At 40.5% G+C, this 4,501-nt stretch carries 5 protein-coding genes; 2 read left to right on the forward strand and 3 right to left on the reverse strand.

Annotated features, from left to right (window positions below; all coding sequences use genetic code 11):
- Positions 1-205 precede the first annotated feature (205 nt).
- The gene (locus tag ACEW8O_RS09425; RefSeq protein ID WP_373494377.1) at positions 206-1,471 is read left to right on the forward strand and encodes a transposase; all 1,266 of its coding nucleotides are present in this window, start codon (positions 206-208) and stop codon (positions 1,469-1,471) included.
- Positions 1,472-1,881: 410 nt separating this feature from the next.
- Here the strand turns inward: ACEW8O_RS09425 and ACEW8O_RS09430 are convergent, their stop codons facing one another.
- Positions 1,882-2,370, reverse strand: a complete 489-nt coding sequence (locus ACEW8O_RS09430) for a hypothetical protein (protein ID WP_373494378.1) — start codon at positions 2,368-2,370, stop codon at positions 1,882-1,884.
- Positions 2,349-2,774, reverse strand: a complete 426-nt coding sequence (locus ACEW8O_RS09435) for a hypothetical protein (protein WP_373494379.1) — start codon at positions 2,772-2,774, stop codon at positions 2,349-2,351. Before ACEW8O_RS09435 ends, ACEW8O_RS09430 begins: the two co-directional genes overlap by 22 nt.
- Before the next feature lie 275 nt (positions 2,775-3,049).
- On the opposite strand from ACEW8O_RS09435, the gene ACEW8O_RS09440 reads away from it, so the two are divergent.
- Positions 3,050-3,841: an AAA family ATPase gene (locus ACEW8O_RS09440; protein WP_373494380.1), complete on the forward strand. Its 792-nt coding sequence runs from the start codon at positions 3,050-3,052 to the stop codon at positions 3,839-3,841.
- A 21-nt stretch (positions 3,842-3,862) separates the two neighbouring features.
- On the opposite strand, the gene ACEW8O_RS09445 is transcribed toward ACEW8O_RS09440, so the two are convergent.
- On the reverse strand, positions 3,863-4,273 hold the full coding sequence (locus ACEW8O_RS09445; RefSeq protein ID WP_373494381.1) for a hypothetical protein: 411 nt from the start codon (positions 4,271-4,273) through the stop codon (positions 3,863-3,865).
- Positions 4,274-4,501: the final 228 nt, after the last annotated feature.

Raw genomic sequence — 4,501 nt, forward strand, 5'->3', positions numbered from 1 at the left:
TGATCGCCCAGAAGATGAACCAGACCGGGCACGCAGTAAGCCAACGGAGCGTTGAGAGAGTAGTCCAGGAATACGGACTACAAAAAAAGGGCTACATAAAGCTGATCCGGCAAAGGAGAAAGAGCTGATCGAGACCCAAAAGACCAAGCGTTACAATGTAAAGGTAGAAATAAGTCCCCTGGACAACGAACGGGAATTCCGCCAGATGCTTTCACAGAAAGTTTCGGGCACCTCTGCCGGGTTATGGCTGCTGGTGCCGGAATTTCAGCGGTTGGGCGTGTGGGATCTGCTAAAAGGCTGGACAAAGGGCGGTGATATGGATTTTGGGCCCAGGATAGCCCTGCAGGCAGTAAATGAATCGGCTTTGTGCACCAACCGTGTGCGGAAGAAAAATTCGCTGGGCCATCAGGGTTTTCAATTGGCCAACGGAATGGGACGGCTGGTCACCGATGAGCAGGTACACCTGTTGCTCAACGGACATACCATGGAAGATGCGCAGGATCTATTGGTGAACCTGGGCCGTCAAAGGCAATTGTCAGGACATTACCGCGGTGATATAGTGGCCATTGACCCGCACAGGATCATCAGTTCCTCCCAGAGGGTGATGGCCAAAAAGAAAAAAGTGCCGGATGCCCCCTCTGAAAAAATGCTGCAGACTTTTTTTGCCGTTTCAGCCGAAACGGGCCAACCGGTCATGGCGACCATGTCCTCGACAGGTATGCCCACCACCAGGGCAACCAAAAACCTGTTGACAGCCACGGAAAAGATAATCAGGACAGATTCCCTGCTGGTTGCCGATAAGGAACACTTTACCCGGGAACTGCTCACCGAGGTAAAAAACAATCCACGCTTCGATATACTGACCCCTGCATTGTCCACCCAACGGATCAATACTTTGGTGAAAGGCCTGAACTATACCCGGTTGTGGGCAGGGTTTGCCATTGCCGAAACGCCGTTTTGTTTTGAGGGTTCCCATGAGGCTTTCAGGCTTATCGCCCAGAGATGTGGGGAAAAGGAAGGCCAATATTCATATAAAACCTTTGTTACCACATCGGACAGGCAGGCCTCTGAACTGGTTGCCGGGGATTATGACAAGCGCTGGAGTGTGGAGGAATTCTTCAATTTTGAAAACAAAATGGATCTGAACAGGGCTTCTACCCAAAACCTTAATATCCGGTATGGCAAACTTGCACTGGCAATGGTCGCACAGGCAGCCACCTACCAACTGCGGACAAAGCTGAAAGAAGAATACCGCACCTGGAACGCCGGACACCTGGCTGCTGAAGTACTGGCCTGGGCTGATGGGGATATCAGGGTACAGGATGACACCATTATCGTCACGTTCTACCAGGCCCCAGCACATCTCAATCCAAATGATTATACCAATCTGCCCAAGATACTTCAGAGAGAAAATATAGACCCCAGAATCCCCTGGCTATATAACTTTAAACTGGACTTCCGATTTAAATAAATGTAATATAAATTGTGCCTATAAATTGCTTGTAGAATTTCGGGGAATCTCTTGTGGGAAGAGTGAAGGTTAATTCTTTATTTAAGAATTCTATATTGAAGACCTAGAAAAATCTGACTGTTAGATGCATCGCTTCCGCTATTCAAATATGCTTTTCCCCATTGATAAGTGGCACTTCCAAGGAATTTTTCGCTTATAAGAACCTGACCCTGGATGAAAGGGCCCATATTACTTCCACCAATTCTAAATTTGTTCCCCCTAGGCAATCCAAAACCTGAACCTAATGCCATTTCAAACCTCATTCCCGGAAAGGGACTGGGAAACGCATTAGCTATTCCGATATCTCCAAAAAACGTCCTTTCTTGACCAACCCTTAAGTAAGCCTGAGGAAAAACTGGACTTCTTTTAGCTCAGGTAGTGATATTTGAGTTTAATGATTCATCATTAAAGGTATCTGACCAATAATTATTCCCCAAAAACAAACCGGCCCCAAAACCAACCCATTCGGTGTCGTACTTGACGTACGGATTAAAAGCAAACAAAAACCTTTCATTTTTCAGGTTTGAAGCAATATTCGTTTCATTATATTGGCCGAAAGAACCATTAAACCCATAAGTAAAAATTCCATTATCTTGGTATTTAACCTTTCCGTATCCGACCCCCATATTCCAATAATTGTTTTTAAATTCTTCAGAAACTGTAGAACCACAACCTGTATTTGAACCTGGCAACTGATCATAAACCTGGGAGAAAAATTCTCCACTTGAATAACCCAAATTATAAAAGCTGTAAGCTTCCTCTTTGTTTAGCTCTATCTCATTTTCCTTTTCAAGTGTTTGGCTCATAAGAATCAGTGGTAAAACCATCACTCCTAAAGTCATCCACCTGAATGATTCCACAGTATGTGCTTTAAAAAGATAAATTGTGGATAAAATAATCGCAACCTGAATAATTTCACCCCTGACCAAAAAGCTACCAAACCAAAAATAAATCCGCCCAGAATAACTTTATCTTTTGCGGGGAGCAATTCAAACTGTTGGAAAAAATAAATCCAATCTACTGTCGAATAGGAAATTACCTTGGTACCAATGATAAAAAATAACCTTGATATGGCCAAGACCAACAGCCAACTCACCCAATGGAATTTATTCCTATGGCCTTCCCATAACATCCAAATAGTGGCCAAAAGAAAAGCCAATACATAAAAGAGATCAAAATAAAAGCCACCATGCTGGGAACCAACAATTAAATGATAAGAAAAAACAAACTTTAATTGAGAGAGTAGAATTGAGATGGATTCCATAGATTTCTAATTTTAAAAACTTATTAAAATTTACATAATCACCACTTCATGAAGAAAATACTCTTTACTTATTATTTGCACTTTATACTAAAAGCAGAATTTATTTAATGATTTTTTAAGAATTGTAAGTTTTTCCGAAGAAAAATGTCACAAGGCTTATTTTAAAAACTGATTCATTCCTGATTTATTCCTTATACCTTTTTATATTGTTATTCTAACCTATTTCCACTTTATTTAAGTTTAAATAAAATCCCTTATCGAAAGGTTTTCGCTGAATGTACTTTCTCTATCAAATTTCCATTCCATCAGACCATGAAAGGTCAAGCAACTTCCCCTATGGGCTTCCTGCCTTCAAAAACCTTCAATGGATGAAATTCGAATCGCCAATCACGGTCTTTGTAGGAGAAAATGGTTCTGGGAAATCTACCTTGCTGAAAGCCTTGGCCATCAAGTTAAATCTTCCAGCCATCGGAAGCAGTGATTTGGAGTCAGATGATACGCTGAATGAAATCAAGGAATTTGGAGAAAGCATTAAAACCAGATGGACTAGCAAAGCTTATAGGGGGTTCTTTTTTAGGGCAGAGGATTATTTCGGTTTTGTCAAACGTCTGAAAAATCTGGATCATGAACTCAAAGGAGATATTGTAGACTTTGAAAAAAGACTGAGTGGAACCGGTTTAAAGTTGGCAGTTGGGGCAGTCCATGGACAAAAGGAGGCGCTACTGAGAAAATATGGAGACCTGACCCAAATGTCACATGGTGAAGGTTTTTTAAAGGTATTGCAGGGACGTTTACAACCTGAGGGAATTTATCTAATTGATGAACCTGAGGCGGCACTATCCCCTCAGCGGCAATTGGCATTGTTTTCTTTGATCAAAAATCTGGCAGAGAACAATGGCTGTCAGTTTATAATCGCCACCCACTCTCCTATTTTGATGACTTTGCCAAATGCTACCATTTTTCAGTTTTCTGAAACCATCCAACAATTCAATTATGATGAAACCGAGCATTTCACTATTATGAAAAATTTTCTAAATAATCCGGAGGCTTTTTTAAGGTATTTGTAAAAGTATCAAACCTGAAAAATACTAAGAAAATGCACCGCCCCAGGCCATAAAATACAATATAAATGCAATGGCAACTGTTGCTATCGGAAGTGCTACGGTTTTACCCAAACTGAATTTTTTGAGTTCAATGGTCTTGATTTCCTGTAAAGAAATAGAAGAAGAATAATGGTCAAAATTACCGGAAGCACCAGAGTCACGTTGAATTATGCCAACAATGTGTCCGTCTTCCATTTTGTCAAATATCATCCGGATTTTAGAATCATCTTTTTTAGTAATCTTCAATTTATCTCCCGGTCTAAGCTTTTCTAAGGGAATTCCTGAGTTTTTTCCCTGAGCTGATGGCTTGACCACATTTTTGTAAGTTGTGCAGGAAAAAAGCAAAAGGCTTGTAAAAAAGACCAAAACCCAATTGATTTTCAAAATGCTTTTCATATTTATAAATGAGGATTGAAATTTAAATTCAAGATTTTTTATCTGACCAATCTTATACTAATATTCGGAGATTTTTCGGAATAAATCAATTGTGAATGGGCAAAGTTTCTTTAAGGTTTCACCATCAAATACTCATAAGTACTCTGCAATCCCAAAGGAATTCCCAAAGTCCAATAAAGCAATAAAAACGAAGTCCAGATCACCAATAAGGCAATCGAATAAGGAATC

This window comes from Aquiflexum sp., from assembly GCF_041749095.1.
In the GTDB taxonomy this organism is placed as follows: Bacteria; Bacteroidota; Bacteroidia; order Cytophagales; family Cyclobacteriaceae; genus Aquiflexum.